Here is a 15,925-nt window from a genome sequence, read left to right as displayed (position 1 = left end):
TAGTGTGCCAAGGTCGGCTTCATGCTGATGCCGGTCCTGCGCAGCCGAGGCCGCGCTTCTGACGAGGTCTACGCGGCGCTGGCGACAGCGATCCGCGACCTGCGCCTGACACCGGGCGCCACGCTCTCGGAGACCGACCTAGCCGAGCAGCTCGGTGTGAGCCGCACGCCGCTGCGCGAGGCGATCGCCCGGCTGGCCGACGCGGGCCTGGTGCAGGTGGTGCCCCAGGTCGGCACCAAGGTGGCCCTGATCGGGATGAGCGACGTGGAAGAGGCCCGCTTCGTCCGCGAAAACCTCGAGGTGGCGGCGTTCGCCGGCGCCTGCGGCTCCAACGACGTCTCGCGGCTGCGCCGCCTGCTGGACCAGCAGCGGGTCGCGGTCCGGGCTCGCGACCTCGACGAGTTCTTCGCCGCCGACGAGGCGTTACACGAGCAGATCTTCGTGATGAGCGGCCACCCGGGCGCCTGGCAAGCGGTGGTCCGGATGAAGGTCCAACTCGACCGGCTACGCCGGCTGAGCCTGCCCGACCCGCGCACCCTGCGCGACCTGCTGGCCGAACACCGGGCCATCGTCGACGCCCTCGACCGCGGCGACGTGGCCGGCGGCAGCGAGCTGGTCCGGGCCCACGCCCGCCGGGCCGCCGCACAGGCACCCGCACTGCGCCACGACCAGCCCGACTACTTCACCGACTGATGCTCACCATCGAAAACGCGGTAGAACACCTACGCGGCCGAGGCGTCATCCCCGGCGGCGGCACGGCAACCCTCCTGACCGGCGGCGTCTCGGGCGTGGTGGTGCTGGTCTCCGGGGGCGACCGCCGGCTGGTGGTGAAGCAGGCGCTCGATCGTCTGTCGGTGGCGACGGAGTGGCTGGCCAAGCCGGAACGCTTGCTGACCGAGGCGGCAGCGCTGGCGCTCCTGCACGAGATCACCCCGGCACACACGCCGGAACTGGTTGACGTGGACCCGGCGGCGTTGGTCCTGACGATGACCGCGGCGCCGCCCGGCTGGCAGCCGTGGAAGACCGTGCTGCTCGACGAGCCGCCGTCGGGCGCCCGTTTCGCGGCAGTGGCTTCAGCTCTCGGCCGTCTGTTGTCCGCCTGGCACCAGCAAACCTGGGGCGACCCGGTTGTCGCGGAGCGCTTCGCCGACTACGAGGCGTTCGAACAACTCCGGGTCGCGCCGTTCCACCGGGTGATCCGCGACCGCCATCCCGCGCTCACACCAGCGATCGACGCCTGCATCACCGACCTGACGACGGCGCGCGACTGCCTCGTACACGGCGACTTCTCCCCGAAGAACGTCCTGGTAGCCCCCGACGGTCCGCTATGGGTGCTGGACTTCGAGGTAGCCCACGTCGGCGCGGCCGTCTTCGACCTGGCGTTCCTCCAATGCCACCTCCTCCTCAAGGCGATCCACCGCCCAGCCGCCGCACCCGCGTTACGCGCCGCTGCGACGGCTTTCCAAACGGGCTACGGACCGACCACCTCAACCCGCCTCGGCTGGCACACCGCCTGTCTCCTACTGGCCCGGGTAGACGGCAAATCGCCCGCCACCTACCTGACCCCCGCCGGCCGAGACCGAGTGCGAGCCTTGGCGGTCCACGCCCTGTCACTGCCGTCGAGCCCGCCAATCGACGACCTCTGGGATCGCGCCGGATGAGCCGGGTCCGGGAAGTGCGGGGCTGGGAGGCGCTTGACTCGCGTGGGCGGCCGACCGTTGCCTGCCGGGTCACGCTCGACGGGGGAGCGGCCGCGACCGCGACCGTTCCGTCGGGTGCATCGGCGGGCTCGCACGAAGCGGTCGAGCTGCGCGACGGCGGCGCCCGCTACGGCGGCCGGGGCGTGCGGACCGCTGTGTCCCATGTGGAGGGTGCGCTCGCGGCCGCGGTCATCGGCGTCGACATCGCCGCGGTCGACGACGCGTTGCGTTCGGTCGACAAGCCGCCCTACGCCGCCGTCGGTGCCAACGCCGTGCTGGCCGTCTCGGTTGCCGCAGCCCGCGCGGGTGCGGCCGAAGCCGGCGTCACCCTGGCCCGCCAGCTCGCCGGCGACGGGCCCCTGCTGCTGCCGATGCCGATGGTCAACATCGTCTCGGGTGGCGCGCACGCCGCCTCCGCCATCGACATCCAGGACGTGCTGGTGATCCCGCACGCGGCGACCGGCTTCGCCGAGGCGATCGAGTGGGCCGCCGCCGTCCGCACGGCCACCGCGGAGCTGGCCCAACGCCGCGGCCACGACGCCGCGGCGTTGGTTGCCGACGAGGGCGGCCTCGGGCTGCGGCTGCCGACCAACCGGGCCGCGCTGGAGCTGGTGGTCGACGGCATCGACGCCGCCGGGCTGACCGGTCGGGTCGGGCTCGCGCTCGACCTCGCCGCGACCGAGTTCTTCGACGGGGGCGCCTATCACCTGCGCCGTGAAGGGCGTCGGCTCACCGCGACCGAGCTGATCGACGAGGTGGCGTCCTGGTGCGCCGACTATCCGGTGCTCTCCGTCGAAGACCCGCTCGCGGAAGACGACTGGGCCGGGTGGGCGGCCGCGACCGGCCGGCTGCCGGGCGTACAACTGGTTGGTGATGATCTTTTTGTCACTGATCTGGACCGTCTGGCCCGCGGTGTCGCAGCCGGCGTCGGCAACGCCGTCCTGGTCAAGCCCAACCAGAACGGGCTGGTCAGTGGCGCGGCGGCGGTGGTTCGGGCGGCGCGGGACGCCGGCTATCGGACGATCGTCTCCGCCCGGTCGGGGGAGACCGAGGACGCGTGGGTGGCCGATCTCGCGGTCGGGTGGCGGGCCGGGCAGATCAAGGTCGGGTCGACGCACCGGTCCGAGCGGACCGCGAAATGGAACAGGTTGCTGGAACTCGCGGCGCTGGAGGACACCACGTTCGCCGGGCCGTGGAAGGAGACGCGGTGAACAGGTTTGACGGGCGCACGGTGTTGGTCACCGGCGCGGGGTCGGGGATCGGGTTCGAGATGGCCCGGCGGTTTCTGGCCGAGGGCGCCGCGGTCTATGCGGCCGACCTCGCCCCGGAAGGGTGCCCGGCCGGGAGCATCGCGTTGAAAGTTGACGTGACGGTCCCGGCCGATGTCGAAGCCGCCGTTGCTCAGGCCGTTGCCGAGACCGGGCGGATCGATGTTTTATGCAACAACGCTGGGCTTTCGTCGATAACCGATCCGATCGAATGCACTGTCGAGGAGTGGGACGCCGTGTTCGCGGTCAACACCCGCGGTGTCTTCCTGGGCTGTAAATACGCGTTGCCGCACATGTTGCGGCAACGGCGCGGCGCGATCGTCAACACCGCGTCGGCCGCCGGGTTGGTCGGGCTCAAGGACCGGGCCGCCTACTGCGCCAGCAAGGGCGCGGTCATCACGTTCACGAAGCAGGTCGCCGTGCAATACGCGGGGACCGGGGTGCGGGCCAACTCGGTGTGCCCGGGTACCGTCGACTCGCCCTGGGTGGGCCGGCTCCTCGCCGCGACCGACGACCCCGACGCGACGCGCGCCCAGCTCGTCGCCCGGCAGCCGATGGGCCGGTTGGCCACCCCGGGCGAGGTGGCCGCGGCGGCGCTCTATCTGGCGTCCGACGAGGCCGAGTTCGTCACCGGCACCGAGCTGGTCATCGACGGCGGCCTGGTCGCCGCCTGAACGAAGGAGAAGCGGCATGCGACTGATGCGGATCGGGCCGGCCGGCGCCGAACGTCCCGTCCTACTCGACGGGTCCGGTCAGTATTTCGACCTTGGCGGGGTCACCGCCGACATCGACCCGGCGTTCTTCGCCGGCGACGGCATCGAGCGGGTTCGCGCGGCGCACGCGGCTGGTGAACTGCCGGCGTTCGACGCGACCGGGCAGCGGGTCGGCGCGCCGATCGCCCGCCCGAGCGTGGTGCTCTGCATCGGCATGAACTACGCGGCGCACGCGGCCGAGTCGGGTGCCCAGCCGCCGGAGCAGCCGGTGATGTTCTACAAGGCGCCCAACACGGTGGTCGGGCCCGATGACGAGGTGCTGATCCCGCGCGGCTCCAAGGAGACCGACTGGGAGGTGGAGCTGGCCGTGGTGATCGGCCGCCGGGCCCGCTATCTCGCGTCGCCGGACGAGGCGTTGTCCTACGTCGCCGGCTACACGATCGCCAACGACGTGTCCGAGCGTGACCTGCAGATCAAGCAGAGCGGCGGTCAGTGGTCGAAGGGCAAGAGCTGCGAGACGTTCAACCCGCTCGGCCCGTGGCTGGTCACCGCCGACGAGGTGGCCGACCCCCAGGCGCTGCGGCTGCGCTCGTGGGTCAACGGCGAGCCCCGCCAGGACTCGACGACCCGCGACATGATCTTCGGCGTCGCCACCCTGATCTACCAGCTCAGCCAGCTCACCGTGCTGGAGCCGGGCGACCTGCTCAACACCGGCACGCCCCAGGGCGTGGCGCTGTCGGGCCGCTTCCCCTACCTGGCCGCCGGCGACGTGGTCGACCTGGAGATCGAGGGCCTGGGTCACCAGCGGCAGCTCGTCGGTCAGGCCTGACCCAAAGATGCATCCCGGCAAGGGTGATTCATCACCCTTGCCGGGTAGACTCGCCGGCATGCCCGAGCCGCACTGGTTGAGCGATCGCGAGCTGGCCGCCTGGCGGGCCTTCCTCACGATGGAGGAAGACGTGCGCCGGCACATGAACCGGCACCTGCTCACCACCTTCGGCCTTTCGGTGGCCGACTACGCCGTCCTCGTCGGCCTGTCCGACGCGCCCGATTCGTGCCTGCGCGTCTTCGAGTTGCGCGAACTGCTCCGCTGGGAGAAAACCCGGCTGACCCACCAGATCTCCCGGATGGTCGAGCGCGACCTGGTCGAGCGGCGGTCCTGTGAATCCGAGCCCCGGGGCGCGGTGGTGGCGCTCACCGCGGCGGGCCGGGAAGCGATCGTCCGGGCGGCGCCCGCGCACGCCGAGTTCGTACGCCGGCTGTTCTTCGATGCCCTGAGCCCCCGCCAGGTCGACGCGCTGGCGGCCATCTCGAACGCGGTGCTCGAGAACATCGCCGACGGCATGGGTGATACATCACCCACTTCGTGAGGGTGACGCGTCACCCTTAGCTGGCTAGGCTTCAACTCGCACGAAGCCCCCCAGCACGGAAAGAAGAGCCATGTCTGATCCCGTCAAGCTCGCCATCGTCTACTACTCGTCGACCGGCACCGGCACCGAGATCGCCAACGAGATCGCCGCCGCTGCTGAGAAGGCCGGCGCCGAGGTCCGGATCCGCAAGGCGGCGGAACTGGCACCCCAGTCGGCGATCGACTCCAACCCGGTCTGGGCCGCGCACCACGCCGCCACGGCCGACATCCCCGCGCCGACGGCGGACGACATGGAATGGGCCGACGCCGTGATCTTCGGTTCGCCCACCCGGTTCGGCAACGTCGCGGCCCAGCTCAAGCAGTTCCTCGACAGCCTGTCGCCGCTCTGGTCGCAGAACAAGCTGGCCGACAAGGTCTACAGCGGCTTCACCTCGACCGCGACCCGCCACGGCGGCCACGAGTCGACGCTGATCGCGCTCTACAACACGATCTACCACTTCGGGGGCATCGTCGTCGCTCCCGGCTACACCGACGCGGTCAAGTTCGCCGACGGCAACCCGTATGGCACGTCGCACTTCACCGCCGGCGGCACCGACCCGGTCGGCGACCAGACCCGCAACGCGGCCCGCCACCAGGCCGAGCGCGTGGTCCGCATCGCCCGCGCGCTCAAGGACGGCTCGGCCGCCTGACCCGCGTCGCCTGGGCGACCGGCTCGCCGAGCCGGTCGCCCACGAGCGCGCCAGTTACGGCAGGCTCACCCGCCGTCCGCGCCCGAACTCCTCCGCCTCGTCGTCACTGATGACGGCGAACGCGCCGGCCGGCACCCGCTCGAGGCCGGCCACCCGCGCAGCCACCGACAGCAGCACCTCGTCCGGCGCTCCGGCGATGAAGAAGACGTAGACATCGCCGTATTCTTCTCCGCTGTCGAACTCCTCCGCCTCTTCGAGGCCGGCGAGAAAATCTTCGACATCATCGATCCACGGAAATGCATAGTCGTTTTCGCCGAGACCGGGTACTGGCGTCAGCGGAACATGGATCTCCACCACTGTCATGGTCATGGCGCTACATCATGTCTGACGCCCTGGTTCACAGAGCAGTGCAGGTCAGATTTGGTACGGGGTTCGGCGTCGCCCCATTGGCCTGGAACCCGAACTCGGTGACCCCACCCGCCGTCAAGCGGCCGTTGTAGCTGACGTTGGTCACCTGCGTCGCGCTGCCGGAGCCGCTGAACTGGCCGCTCCACGAGTTGACGACGGTGTTGCCGGCCGGCAACGGCAGGCCGACCCGCCAGCCGTTGACACCGTTGCTGCCGGCGGTGACGCGAACCGCGGCGACGTACCCCGCCTGCCATGAACTTGTCACCTGGAACACGGCGGTGCAGCCACCCGACCCGGGCGGCGGGGTGGTCGGCGGGGGTGTGGTCGGCGGGTTGCTGGTGGGCGGTGGCGTCGTCGGACCGCCGCCGCCGTTGAGGCCGAAGAACGCGATCGCCGCCGCGGCCTGCACCGGCAGGTTGTGCGACGTGTTGGCCATGCTGGTCGCCTCGACGAGCACCTGACCGGAACTGTTGGCGTAGCGGGTGCGTGTCCACCCCGACTGCGGGCTGTCGGTCGACGTCGGGGTCTGGCTCAGCCCCTGCACATTGGTCCACTGTTTGATGGCTTCGCCGAAGTTCACGTACGACAGCGTCTCGTCGTTTGTCCCATGCCAGAGCTGCACCCGCGGTCGCGCGCCGGTGTAACCCGGGTAGGCGTTGCGGACGAGATCGCCCCACTGCTGTGCGGTGCGGGTGAGCTGGCCCTGTGCGCACTGGCTGTTCCACTTGCCCGACCCGGCGAAGCACCCGAACGGCACCCCGGCGAAGGCGGCGCCGGCCCGGAAGACGTCGGGGTAGGCGCCGAGCAGCACGTTGGTCATCATGGCGCCGGACGAGACACCGGTGACGAAGGTACGGTTCGGGTCGGCGTTGAAGTTCTGCTGCACGTAGCGCGTCATCGAGACGATGCTCAGCGAGTCGCTGCCGCCGTTGTGGGTGAGCGTGGCATTGGAGGCGACGTCGAAACAGCCGTCGCTCGCGGTCACCGAGGGGTAGACGACGATGAACCCGTATTGGTCGGCGAGCCGGGCGAAGTCGGTTCCACTGTAGAACGCCGGGCCGCTGCCGGTGCAGTAATGCACGGCGACCAACAGGCCGGGCCGCGCGGCGACGTTGTTGGGGACGTAGAGATACATCCGGAGATTGCCGGGGTTGGTGCCGAAGTTGGTCACTTCGGTGAGTGACGCGGCCTGCGCCGGCGCCGCGACCAACAACGTCGCCGCGACGATGGTGGCGGCCAGCACCGCCCAGAGGGCATGCAGGGCCTTGGGAAGCCTCATGAGCTCTCGCTCCTCATTGCTGACGCGCGGGCGATCGACCCGCGCTGGCGAGCACGGCCGTTGCCCTCGGCCATCAACTGACGACTCCCGACCGCAGACTAGGCCGCGATCCGCCCGCCGGGCATCAGTTTTCGAAACCCGCCACAACGGGCGGGGTCAATCGGGAGCGTTGTCGCTGGGTTGGGCCGCGAGGTGCCTCGGGTCGGCGGTGACATAGACGGCCCTGCCCTGATGGCCGACGATCAGCCCCTGCGTGCGCAACACGATCATGGCGCTGCCGATGGTCTGGCGGCTGACCTGGTAGGTCTGGCACATCACCCGGCAGGTGGGCAGGGTGGCGCCGGGCGCTAGCTGGCCGCTGACGATCTGACCCCGAATGTCGTCGACGATGTCGAGATAGCTCGGCCGGTGCGCTCCCATCGAACCCCTCCACTAACCAGTGGTTACAATGGCTACTATTGCTGTAAGGGCGTCACGCGTCAAGGCCAAGTTTTTCTGGACGGCTGCGCCGGAAGGATCGGCCTGGCTGGCATGCATGGCCGATCTGGGGCAGCGGATGTGGGGAGATGTAGATCAACTTTCCACGTCTGCTACCCCAGATCGGCTCGGATCGCAGTTAGAGCGCGGTCTGACAGTGGCGTGCGTCCGAACGCAGTCGGAGGGGGGCGCCCGGCGCCAGAAGCGTCGCCTTTCTTTCCTATCCGGGGCGGCAAATCTGCCACCGACGGCCCTGCAGCGCAGCTGCCGCCGCGCTCGCCGCGGGACCGCCCATCCGGGGCGGCACATCCGTAGAGTTGATCTACGTTTCAACAGCTCCGCCGCCCCAGATCGTCCCCGGGGACAACACCCGGGCCGGCCCAGCCACACGAGCCGGGCGGGCTCCGGGCCGGGCGGACTCCGGGCGGGCCCAGCCGCACGAGCCGGGCGGACTCGGGGCCGGGCGGGCTCCGGGCCGGGCGGGCTCCGGGCCGTCGATCGTTCCGCGCGACGACTCTGCGGATCTCGTCGTTGGGCGTAGCCCAGGACCAGGATCTCCATCGCGCTGGCTACCGTGTGGGGATGCGGCTTCATGTGGGGTGCGCGATGTGGACGCTCAAGGCTTGGCAAGGGCGGGTCTCGCCGGCGAGGTCTGATGAGCGGCTCCGGCATTACGCCGGCTGGTGTGATGCCGTCGAGGGGAACACGACCTTCTACGCCACGCCCACCCGGGAGACCGTTGCCACCTGGGCCAACCAGACCGACCCCAGTTTCCGCTTTGTCCTGAAGCTGCCCAAGGTGGTCACGCACGACCGCCGCCTGGTCGACGCCGCCACGCCGCTCGACGCGTTCCTGCGTGCGATCGAGCCGCTCGGCCCGCGGGTCCACGCGCTCTGGATCCAACTTCCGGGATCCTTCGGTCCCGAAGAAACCGGGACGCTCGGCAGCTTCATCCGGAACCTGCCCACCCATTACCGGTACGCCGTGGAAGTCCGCCACCCCGGCTTCTTCACCGACGCGCGGGCGACGAACCGACTCGAGCAGGCGCTCGCCGGCGCCGAGTGGATCCCGTTCGACACCACCGCGTTCTTCCGGAAGCCCCCGACCAGCGCCGCCGAGCGGGAGGCCTGGACGAAGAAGCCGCGGATGCCGCTTCGCACCCAGGCGCTCACCGACCAGCCGATCGTCCGCTACCTCGGCCGCGACGAGACCGCGGCGACCGTCGAGGGCTGGCAGCGCTGGGTCGAGGTCGCCGCCGGCTGGCTGCGGGAAGGGCGGGAGCCGACCTTCTTCATCCACACGCCCGACAATGCCGACGCGCCCGCCCTTGCCCGGATGTTCCATCAGCAGGTGCGCAGCCGGGTGCCGGGCCTCGAAGCGCTGCCCGAGCCCGTACCCCTGGAAGAGCCGTTGACCTTGTTCTGAAGGCGACTATTCCAGTTGGGCCAGCTCCTCGGCGGTCAGCAGGCGCGACCGGATGAGGAACCGCACGCCCTCCGGTGCTTCGAGGGAGAAGCCGCTGCCACGTCCGGGAACGACGTCGACGGTCAGGTGGGTGTGCTTCCAGCGGTCGAACTGCGACGTCGACATCCAGAACGAGATGGGTTCGTCGACCCCCTCGACCTTCAGCGACGCGAGTTCGACGTCGGAGCTGCCGGTGCGGAACTCGCCGGCCGGGAAACACATCGGTGCGCTGCCGTCGCAGCAGCCGCCGGACTGGTGGAACATCAGCGGCCCGTGGTTGCCGTGCAGCGAGCGCAGGAGTTCGGCGGCGGCCGGCGTCAGGTCGACGCGGGACACCGCCGGGCCGGCCGCGGCTGCGGCGGCCGACCCGGTGTGCTGGATTTCGCTCATTGGCGTGATCCTTTGGTAAGGCCTAGAAGAAACCCATGGCCTTGGGTGAATAGCTGATTAGCAGGTTCTTCGTCTGCTGATAGTGGTCGAGCATCATCTTGTGGTTCTCGCGCCCGATGCCGGATTGCTTGTAGCCACCGAACGCGGCGTGTGCCGGGTAGAGGTGGTAGCTGTTCGTCCACACTCGACCGGCCTGGATCGCCCGGCCCGCCCGGTACGCGGTGTTGATGTCCCGGGTCCAGACGCCGGCGCCGAGGCCGTACAACGTGTCGTTGGCGATTTTGATCCCGTCGGCGAAGTCGTTGAACGAGGCCACCGACACGACCGGGCCGAAGATCTCCTCCTGGAAGATCCGCATCGAGTTGCTGCCCTCGAAGATCGTCGGCTGCACGTAGTAGCCGCCGGCGAGGTCGCCGCCCAGCTCCGCGCGGGCGCCACCGGTGAGCAGCTTGGCGCCCTCCTGCCGGCCGATCTCCAGGTAGGACAGGATCTTCTCGAGCTGGTCGTTGGAGGCCTGCGCGCCGACCATCGTGTTGGTGTCGAGCGGGTTGCCCTGCACGACGGCCTCGGTCCGCTTGACCGCGGCTGCCAGGAAGTCGGAGTAGTGGCCCTGCTGGATCAGCGCCCGCGACGGGCAGGTGCAGACCTCGCCCTGGTTGAGGGCAAACATCGTGAAGCCCTCGAGCGCCTTGTCGAAGAAGTCGTCGGTGGCGCTGCTGACGTCGTCGAAGAAGATGTTCGGGCTCTTCCCGCCGAGCTCCAGCGTGACCGGCTTGATGTTCTCGCTGGCGTACTGCATGATCAGCCGCCCGGTGGTGGTCTCGCCGGTGAACGCGACCTTGGCGACCCGCGCCGACGAGGCGAGCGGCTTGCCGGCCTCGAAGCCGAAGCCGTTGACGATGTTGACCACGCCCGGCGGCAACAGGTCGGCGATCAGGCTCATCAGCAGGTGGATCGAGGCGGGCGTCTGCTCTGCCGGCTTGAGCACGACCGCGTTGCCGGCGGCCAGGGCCGGGGCGAGCTTCCAGACGGCCATCAGGATCGGGAAGTTCCACGGGATGATCTGCGCGACGACGCCCAGCGGCTCGTGGAAGTGGTAGGCGACCGTGTCGTCGTCGATCTCGCCGAGCGAGCCTTCCTGCGCCCGGATCGCACCGGCGAAATAGCGGAAGTGGTCGATGGCCAGCGGTATGTCGGCGGCCATGGTCTCGCGGACCGGCTTGCCGTTCTCCCACGACTCGGCGACCGCGAGCTTCTCGAGGTTGGCTTCCATCCGGTCGGCGATCCTGTTGAGGATGTTGGCGCGCTCGGCGACCGAGGTGCGGCCCCAGGCCTCGGCGGCACCGTGCGCGGCGTCCAGGGCGCGCTCGACATCGTCGGCCGTGCCGCGGGCGATCTCCGTGAATGCCTGGCCGGTGACCGGGCTCGGGTTCTCGAAATACTGGCCTTTGGCCGGGGGTACGAACTCGCCGCCGATCCAGTGGTCATACCGCGATGCGTAGGAAACGACAGAACCGTCCGAACCGGGTTGCGCGTATGTGGTCATGGTGACCTCCCGAAAAGCGCCGCCGCCATGGCGACCCGGGAGTCACGTTATTTACCGAGACGTTGCATCCACGTTGCGTCGTACTCGCGGGCGAGCTGCACCGCCCGGGCGCGAGCGAGCGGCGCGCGCGGCGACTGCGGCGTCAACGCCGTCGCCAGGGCCTGCCACATCTCCAGGTCGTCGGCACCCCAGGGCGACCGGGTCCAGGTGTCGAGCAGCCGCGGGTCACGGCTGGCCCGCACCGCGGCCCGGGCCTGCACCTCGAGGTCGGTGCGCAGCCGCGCGATCCCCGGCGCGTCGGAGCCCGGCAGCAGCGGGCCGGCGTAGGCGTCGAGCGCCGCGTCGACCCGCCCTTCCTCGAGCAACCGGGTGACCGCGAGGAAGTCGGCGTCGACGACGGTGCGCAGCCGATAGGGCCGGGAATCGAGCAGGTCGGGGCCGAGCGTGCGGCGGAACCGGGAGAGTTCGGCCCGCACGGTCACCGGGTTGAGATGGGCGTCGCCGTAGAGGTCGAGGCCCAGTTGCTCGCCGGTGCGGCCCTCCGGGTGGGAGATGAGCAGGACCAGCAACTCGGAGTGGCGCCGGCCGAGCTTGGTGCGCTTCCCGCCGACAGTCAGCGTCGCTTCGTCGCGCCCGAGAGCGGCGACGGTCGCATCGCCAGCGCGGGGCGCGCCGGCCAGGAACGCCTCGGCCGCCCGGGCCGCCGCGCGGACCAGCGCGAGGCTGTGCGGGTTGGCGACCTGGTCACCGCCGGTGATGTCGATGGCGCCGAGCAGCCGGCCGGTGTGTGGATCGTGGATCGGCGCGGCCGAACACGTCCAGGGCTGCACGGGCCGGCTGAAATGCTCGGTCGCGAAGATCTGCACGGAGTGGTCGATGGCCACCGCCGTTCCCGGTGCGTTGGTGCCCGCGTGCGCCTCGTCCCACCACGCGCCCGCGACGAAGTTCATCGCCTCGGCGTCACGCATCGCGGCGCGGTTGCCGTCGACCCAGAGCAGCCGGCCCCGCGCGTCGCAGACCGCGAGAAGCTCGCCGTCTTGCGCCGCGTCGCCGAGCATCTCCCGGAACAGCGGAAGCACCGCGGCCAGCGGATGTTCGGCGCGGTAGGCGTCGAGTTCGGCATCCGCCAGGTCGATCGGCGCGGTCGAGTCGGGTTGGAGCAACGCGTGGGCCGACCGGCGCCAGGACTCCGCGACCACCCGCCGGACCCGTTCGTCGACGGCGCCGGCGGCGAGGAACCTATCGTGCGCGCGGCCGATCTCGCCGATCCGTTCGACAGGATCGACTCCGGTCTGCAGGGCGAGCCACGGGTTGGACAACCACGTCCTCCTCGTCACCCATCGTGGCGTACGGGGTCGCAATTGCCAACTCGATCAGCGCTCGAAGTCCGCAGAAGCGATGGCCTCGACCTCGTCGAGGAAACGCATCGCGGCGTTGACGTTCTGGCTGCGCCAACTGGCCAGGATCTCCCCGAAGCCGGTCTCGGCCGCGCGCTGCCGTTCGAGCGCGGTCTGCACGGGGACCAGCGCGGCCCGCTGCGCGGCGATCAACGCCTGCGGTGCCGTCTCGCGGCGGAGCAGCAGCGCCAGCTTCGCGAGCAGTTCGGAGCGCACGTCGCGGACGTGTGCCACCGGCCGCTTCAGCCAGGCCCGGGTCGCCGCCCGGCCCGCGGGCGTGGTGGTGAGAATGGACCGTTGCGGCCCGCGCTGCCCCGCCTCGGTCGAGACGACCCGGATGAGGTCGAGCTCGGCGAGCCGGTCGAGCGACCGGTAGACGATCGGCCGCGGCACGTGCCAGGCCCGCCCGACGTCGCCGTCTTCGGCGGTCAACGCGGCCACGGCGAACCCGTGCTTGGGGCTCTCGTCGACCAGCGCCAGCACGATCCACGCGGCCAGGGACAAGTCGGGACGCTCCGCCACCCGTTCAGCGTAGTGGCCGGCCGGTAACCGCTTCCGGGCCCGGCGATGGCGCAGTAGTCTCAATGTGACTACCCGACGCGCTCCGGGGGTGGCGATGGACAGGCTCGACGACGGCACTCCTTATTACGCGCCGCTCGGCCGGCTGCTCGAAGACGGCGACCGGGTCTGCTGCCACCTCTGCGGCTCGTGGTTCCTGTCGGTGGCGAGCCACCTGCGCGTGCACGGCTGGACCAAGGCCGACTACGTCGCGGCGTTCGGCCTGGAGCTGGGCAACCCGCTCAGTGGCGAGGCCACCCGCAAGCGCCGTTCGGCGGCCCTGACCGCGCGCCTCGCGGTCGAGCCGACGTTGCGCGACGCGCTCGCGGCGGCCCGCACCCGTTCCCGCACCGGCGAACTCACCGCGGCGGCGGCTTCGGCGGCGCGCGGCCGCCCGCATCCGGCCCAGCGACGGGCGAAGACGCTCGCGAACCTCGCCCGGATCAGCCCGGAGGCGCGGGCTTCGGGCGCCCGCCGCTATGCCGAAGACCGCCTGCGCGAGCTCGCCCGGCAGGTCGCGCACCGCTTCGGCTTCGAAGACTTCGCGGCATACGTGGCCGCGCGGCTGTCCGACGGCCGCAGTCTCGCGGCGATCAGCCGGGAGGCCGGGCAGCACAAGGACTGGCTGTCCCGCCACGTCGCCGCCCTCGCGCCGACCAGCATCCGTCCACATGCGAGTGATGCCCGGCTGCGGCCGGTCGCCGTGCGGCACGGGTTCGCCGACCCGGCGGCCTATCTGCGCGCGCGGCACGTCGGTGAGCACCGCAGTGTGGCCGCGATCGCCGCCGAGACGGGCGTGACCCGCGGAACGATCCTGACCGCGTTGCGGCACCACGGAATCAGCCCGATGCCGCACGCGACAAAGCGCCACCAGGCCGCCGACCGCGACCGGGCGGTGGCCCGGGGGCTCGGCTTCGACTCGCTCGCGGCCTATGTCGCCGCCGGCCGGGCCCAGGGCCACACCTGGAAGCGGTTGGCGGCTGATTCAGGCCTGCCTGAAACGACCCTCCGCCGCCACGCCCGCGTCAGCTCTGCAACACCCGCGCCGAACGGCCCTGGATCGAGTGGGCGAACGCATCCGGCGACTCGCCCATGATCTCTTTGACCCAGCCCGTGAAGTCGTCGCCGAAGATCTCGTCGGCACCGGCGGCGATGCCGTCCAGGGCGCGTGCGGCCACCGTCGCCGAGTCGCTCTTGAGCTTCTCGGGTGCGTCGGCGAACAAGGGCGTGTCCATGTATCCCATGTAGAGCCCGGCGACCTGGACGCCGCGGGGCGCGAGCTCGAATCGCGTCGCATTGGTCAACGCCCATTCGGCGGCCTTCGCACCGCTGTAGGCGCCGGCACCGGTGAAGTGCACCCACGAGAGTTGCGAGCACACGTTGAGAATCGCACCGCCGCCGTTTGCCTCGATGACCGGCGCGAAGGCGCGGGTGACGTTGAGGCTCCCGAAGTAGGCGATCTCCATTTCGCGGCGGATGTCGCCGAAGTCGCCGTCGACCAGGCTGGCGTGCGTGTTGACGCCGGCATTGTTGATCAGCAGGGTCGTGTCCGCGGCCACCTTCGCCGCGGCCGCCGACGAGGCTGGGTCGGTGACGTCAAGCTTCAACGCCGTCGTGCCGGCCATGTCGGCGCCCTCAGCCTTGCGAGTGGCGACGTAGACCTTGGCGGCGCCTCGCTCGAGGAGCTGTGCGACGAGATGTCGACCAAGGCCACCACTTCCGCCGGTGACGACCGCTACCGAGCCTTTCAGATCCATGACATTCCCCTCCGCGCCGGCTCCGGGTGCTGCTCGCGCGCGATCTGCGCCATCACCCGCAACTCGACCGAGTTCCGGCCGGCCTCGAAGGCGAGGGCGACCTGGTGCGGGGGCAGGTCGGCGACGAGCCGGTGGGTCACGTCGGGCCGGGTGTAGAACCGGGCCGTCGACTCCGGCAGGATCACGACGCCGCGCTCGCCGGCGACCATCTCGAGCTTTTCTTCGACCGTACGCGCGCGCGGACGTTCGCGGCTGCCAGACCGGGAGTCCCGCCACTCGGGGACGGCGGCGGGATCCTGGAGCAGGTCGAGCGGGCCGAGGTCGAGAATGCTCACGGTCTCCCGCGCGGCGAGCGGATGCGTGGCCGAGAGCACGACGACGCGTGACTCGGTGTAGAGCGGGATCACCGTGAGACCGCTGGGATCGATGGGAAATCGCACGAAGCTCGCGTCGACCCGCCCGTCGAGGATCATCTCCACCTGGTCGTCCCAGGACGTCCGGACGACCTCGACCGCCAGGTCAGGGATCCGCTCGCGCAGTGCCCGCACCAGGTCGGTCGGCAGGATGCCCGGCATGAACCCGACGGTCAGCCGCGAGCCGCCGCGGGCGGCCTGCCGCACCCGGCGCTGCACAGCGGCCGCCGAACGGAGGATCGCCCGGGCATCGTCGACGAAGCCCGCCCCGGCCGGCGTCAACTCCGTGCCGCGGGTGGATCGCGCGAACAACTCGACGCCGAGTTCCTTCTCGAGCGCCTTGATCTGCCGGGTCAGCACGGGCTGGGCGATGTGCAGCCGGTCGGCCGCGCGGATGAAGTTGAGCTCCTCCGCGACCGCGACGAAGTAGCGCAGTTTCCGCAGATCAAGATCGTCCAGCATCGCCCGCACCCTTCATACCTCGCCGGTATCAACCC

The 15,925-nt window shown here is 70.4% G+C and carries 18 protein-coding genes; 9 read left to right on the top strand and 9 right to left on the bottom strand.

Annotated elements, in window-relative coordinates:
• The first annotated feature begins 21 nt into the window (after positions 1 to 21).
• The 7 genes from DFJ67_RS03145 (at position 22) to wrbA (ending at position 5,739) form a co-directional block, all read left to right on the top strand.
• Positions 22 to 693 (top strand): GntR family transcriptional regulator, encoded by a 672-nt coding sequence (locus DFJ67_RS03145; protein WP_203783037.1) that lies wholly within the window; start codon positions 22 to 24, stop codon positions 691 to 693.
• Positions 693 to 1,661: a phosphotransferase gene (locus DFJ67_RS03140; RefSeq protein ID WP_116066476.1), complete on the top strand. Its 969-nt coding sequence runs from the start codon at positions 693 to 695 to the stop codon at positions 1,659 to 1,661. The genes DFJ67_RS03145 and DFJ67_RS03140 overlap by 1 nt, the downstream gene beginning before the upstream one ends.
• On the top strand, positions 1,658 to 2,911 hold the full coding sequence (gene eno, locus DFJ67_RS03135; protein WP_116066475.1) for a phosphopyruvate hydratase: 1,254 nt from the start codon (positions 1,658 to 1,660) through the stop codon (positions 2,909 to 2,911). The genes DFJ67_RS03140 and eno overlap by 4 nt, the downstream gene beginning before the upstream one ends.
• A complete protein-coding gene (locus tag DFJ67_RS03130) occupies positions 2,908 to 3,642 on the top strand; it encodes an SDR family NAD(P)-dependent oxidoreductase (protein WP_203783039.1) in 735 nt (244 codons plus the stop codon). The genes eno and DFJ67_RS03130 overlap by 4 nt, the downstream gene beginning before the upstream one ends.
• 16 nt (positions 3,643 to 3,658) lie before the next feature.
• On the top strand, positions 3,659 to 4,510 hold the full coding sequence (locus DFJ67_RS03125) for a fumarylacetoacetate hydrolase family protein (protein ID WP_116066473.1): 852 nt from the start codon (positions 3,659 to 3,661) through the stop codon (positions 4,508 to 4,510).
• Between the two features lie 58 nt (positions 4,511 to 4,568).
• On the top strand, positions 4,569 to 5,051 hold the full coding sequence (locus DFJ67_RS03120; protein WP_116066472.1) for a MarR family winged helix-turn-helix transcriptional regulator: 483 nt from the start codon (positions 4,569 to 4,571) through the stop codon (positions 5,049 to 5,051).
• Positions 5,052 to 5,121: 70 nt separating this feature from the next.
• On the top strand, positions 5,122 to 5,739 hold the full coding sequence (gene wrbA / locus DFJ67_RS03115) for an NAD(P)H:quinone oxidoreductase (protein WP_116066471.1): 618 nt from the start codon (positions 5,122 to 5,124) through the stop codon (positions 5,737 to 5,739).
• Between the two features lie 54 nt (positions 5,740 to 5,793).
• Here the strand turns inward: wrbA and DFJ67_RS03110 are convergent, their stop codons facing one another.
• From DFJ67_RS03110 to DFJ67_RS03100, 3 genes are all read right to left on the bottom strand, one after another.
• Entirely contained in the window at positions 5,794 to 6,108 is a 315-nt protein-coding gene (locus DFJ67_RS03110; protein WP_116066470.1) for a hypothetical protein, read from the bottom strand.
• A 28-nt stretch (positions 6,109 to 6,136) separates the two neighbouring features.
• Positions 6,137 to 7,426, bottom strand: coding sequence for an extracellular catalytic domain type 1 short-chain-length polyhydroxyalkanoate depolymerase (locus DFJ67_RS03105; protein ID WP_116066469.1), 1,290 nt, complete (start codon positions 7,424 to 7,426; stop codon positions 6,137 to 6,139).
• A 156-nt stretch (positions 7,427 to 7,582) separates the two neighbouring features.
• Positions 7,583 to 7,846 (bottom strand): winged helix-turn-helix domain-containing protein, encoded by a 264-nt coding sequence (locus DFJ67_RS03100; RefSeq protein WP_116066468.1) that lies wholly within the window; start codon positions 7,844 to 7,846, stop codon positions 7,583 to 7,585.
• A gap of 663 nt (positions 7,847 to 8,509) precedes the next feature.
• Here DFJ67_RS03100 and DFJ67_RS03095 point away from each other — a divergent pair.
• Positions 8,510 to 9,328: a DUF72 domain-containing protein gene (locus DFJ67_RS03095; protein WP_203783049.1), complete on the top strand. Its 819-nt coding sequence runs from the start codon at positions 8,510 to 8,512 to the stop codon at positions 9,326 to 9,328.
• 6 nt (positions 9,329 to 9,334) lie between these two features.
• Here the strand turns inward: DFJ67_RS03095 and DFJ67_RS03090 are convergent, their stop codons facing one another.
• Genes DFJ67_RS03090 through DFJ67_RS03075 form a run of 4 tightly spaced genes read right to left on the bottom strand, consistent with a single transcriptional unit; the run spans position 9,335 to position 13,222 of the window.
• Complete coding sequence (locus tag DFJ67_RS03090; protein ID WP_116066466.1) at positions 9,335 to 9,757, bottom strand: DUF779 domain-containing protein; 423 nt, start codon at positions 9,755 to 9,757, stop codon at positions 9,335 to 9,337.
• A gap of 22 nt (positions 9,758 to 9,779) precedes the next feature.
• Complete coding sequence (exaC, locus tag DFJ67_RS03085) at positions 9,780 to 11,303, bottom strand: acetaldehyde dehydrogenase ExaC (RefSeq protein WP_116066465.1); 1,524 nt, start codon at positions 11,301 to 11,303, stop codon at positions 9,780 to 9,782.
• Between the two features lie 47 nt (positions 11,304 to 11,350).
• Positions 11,351 to 12,622 (bottom strand): helix-turn-helix domain-containing protein, encoded by a 1,272-nt coding sequence (locus tag DFJ67_RS03080; protein WP_116066464.1) that lies wholly within the window; start codon positions 12,620 to 12,622, stop codon positions 11,351 to 11,353.
• 54 nt (positions 12,623 to 12,676) lie between these two features.
• The gene (locus DFJ67_RS03075; RefSeq protein WP_116066463.1) at positions 12,677 to 13,222 is read right to left on the bottom strand and encodes a PadR family transcriptional regulator; all 546 of its coding nucleotides are present in this window, start codon (positions 13,220 to 13,222) and stop codon (positions 12,677 to 12,679) included.
• A 94-nt stretch (positions 13,223 to 13,316) separates the two neighbouring features.
• Here DFJ67_RS03075 and DFJ67_RS42525 point away from each other — a divergent pair, with 94 nt between their 5' ends.
• Entirely contained in the window at positions 13,317 to 14,354 is a 1,038-nt protein-coding gene (locus tag DFJ67_RS42525; protein ID WP_170215732.1) for a hypothetical protein, read from the top strand.
• Here the strand turns inward: DFJ67_RS42525 and DFJ67_RS03065 are convergent.
• Together DFJ67_RS03065 and DFJ67_RS03060 are read right to left on the bottom strand one after the other, a co-directional pair.
• Positions 14,284 to 15,015, bottom strand: coding sequence for an SDR family oxidoreductase (locus DFJ67_RS03065; RefSeq protein WP_116066462.1), 732 nt, complete (start codon positions 15,013 to 15,015; stop codon positions 14,284 to 14,286). The two genes, DFJ67_RS42525 and DFJ67_RS03065, sit on opposite strands and share 71 nt — an antisense overlap.
• Complete coding sequence (locus DFJ67_RS03060; protein WP_116066461.1) at positions 15,006 to 15,890, bottom strand: LysR family transcriptional regulator; 885 nt, start codon at positions 15,888 to 15,890, stop codon at positions 15,006 to 15,008. The genes DFJ67_RS03065 and DFJ67_RS03060 overlap by 10 nt, the downstream gene beginning before the upstream one ends.
• Between the last annotated feature and the right edge of the window lie 35 nt (positions 15,891 to 15,925).

The organism is Asanoa ferruginea, assembly GCF_003387075.1.
Classification (GTDB): domain Bacteria; phylum Actinomycetota; class Actinomycetes; order Mycobacteriales; family Micromonosporaceae; genus Asanoa; species Asanoa ferruginea.
This window is presented reverse-complemented; position numbering and strand designations above follow the sequence as displayed.

Excerpts from the sequence above, each read along its gene's own strand:
- DFJ67_RS03145 (WP_203783037.1), top strand. The coding sequence starts at position 22 with ATGCTGATGCCGGTCCTGCGCAGCCGAGGCCGCGCTTCTGACGAGGTC.
- DFJ67_RS03140 (WP_116066476.1), top strand. The coding sequence starts at position 693 with ATGCTCACCATCGAAAACGCGGTAGAACACCTACGCGGCCGAGGCGTC.
- eno (WP_116066475.1), top strand. The coding sequence starts at position 1,658 with ATGAGCCGGGTCCGGGAAGTGCGGGGCTGGGAGGCGCTTGACTCGCGT.
- DFJ67_RS03125 (WP_116066473.1), top strand. The coding sequence starts at position 3,659 with ATGCGACTGATGCGGATCGGGCCGGCCGGCGCCGAACGTCCCGTCCTA.
- DFJ67_RS03120 (WP_116066472.1), top strand. The coding sequence starts at position 4,569 with ATGCCCGAGCCGCACTGGTTGAGCGATCGCGAGCTGGCCGCCTGGCGG.
- wrbA (WP_116066471.1), top strand. The coding sequence starts at position 5,122 with ATGTCTGATCCCGTCAAGCTCGCCATCGTCTACTACTCGTCGACCGGC.
- DFJ67_RS03110 (WP_116066470.1), bottom strand. The coding sequence starts at position 6,108 with ATGACCATGACAGTGGTGGAGATCCATGTTCCGCTGACGCCAGTACCC.
- DFJ67_RS03105 (WP_116066469.1), bottom strand. The coding sequence starts at position 7,426 with ATGAGGCTTCCCAAGGCCCTGCATGCCCTCTGGGCGGTGCTGGCCGCC.
- DFJ67_RS03100 (WP_116066468.1), bottom strand. The coding sequence starts at position 7,846 with ATGGGAGCGCACCGGCCGAGCTATCTCGACATCGTCGACGACATTCGG.
- DFJ67_RS03095 (WP_203783049.1), top strand. The coding sequence starts at position 8,510 with ATGTGGACGCTCAAGGCTTGGCAAGGGCGGGTCTCGCCGGCGAGGTCT.
- DFJ67_RS03090 (WP_116066466.1), bottom strand. The coding sequence starts at position 9,757 with ATGAGCGAAATCCAGCACACCGGGTCGGCCGCCGCAGCCGCGGCCGGC.
- exaC (WP_116066465.1), bottom strand. The coding sequence starts at position 11,303 with ATGACCACATACGCGCAACCCGGTTCGGACGGTTCTGTCGTTTCCTAC.
- DFJ67_RS42525 (WP_170215732.1), top strand. The coding sequence starts at position 13,317 with ATGGACAGGCTCGACGACGGCACTCCTTATTACGCGCCGCTCGGCCGG.
- DFJ67_RS03065 (WP_116066462.1), bottom strand. The coding sequence starts at position 15,015 with ATGGATCTGAAAGGCTCGGTAGCGGTCGTCACCGGCGGAAGTGGTGGC.
- DFJ67_RS03060 (WP_116066461.1), bottom strand. The coding sequence starts at position 15,890 with ATGCTGGACGATCTTGATCTGCGGAAACTGCGCTACTTCGTCGCGGTC.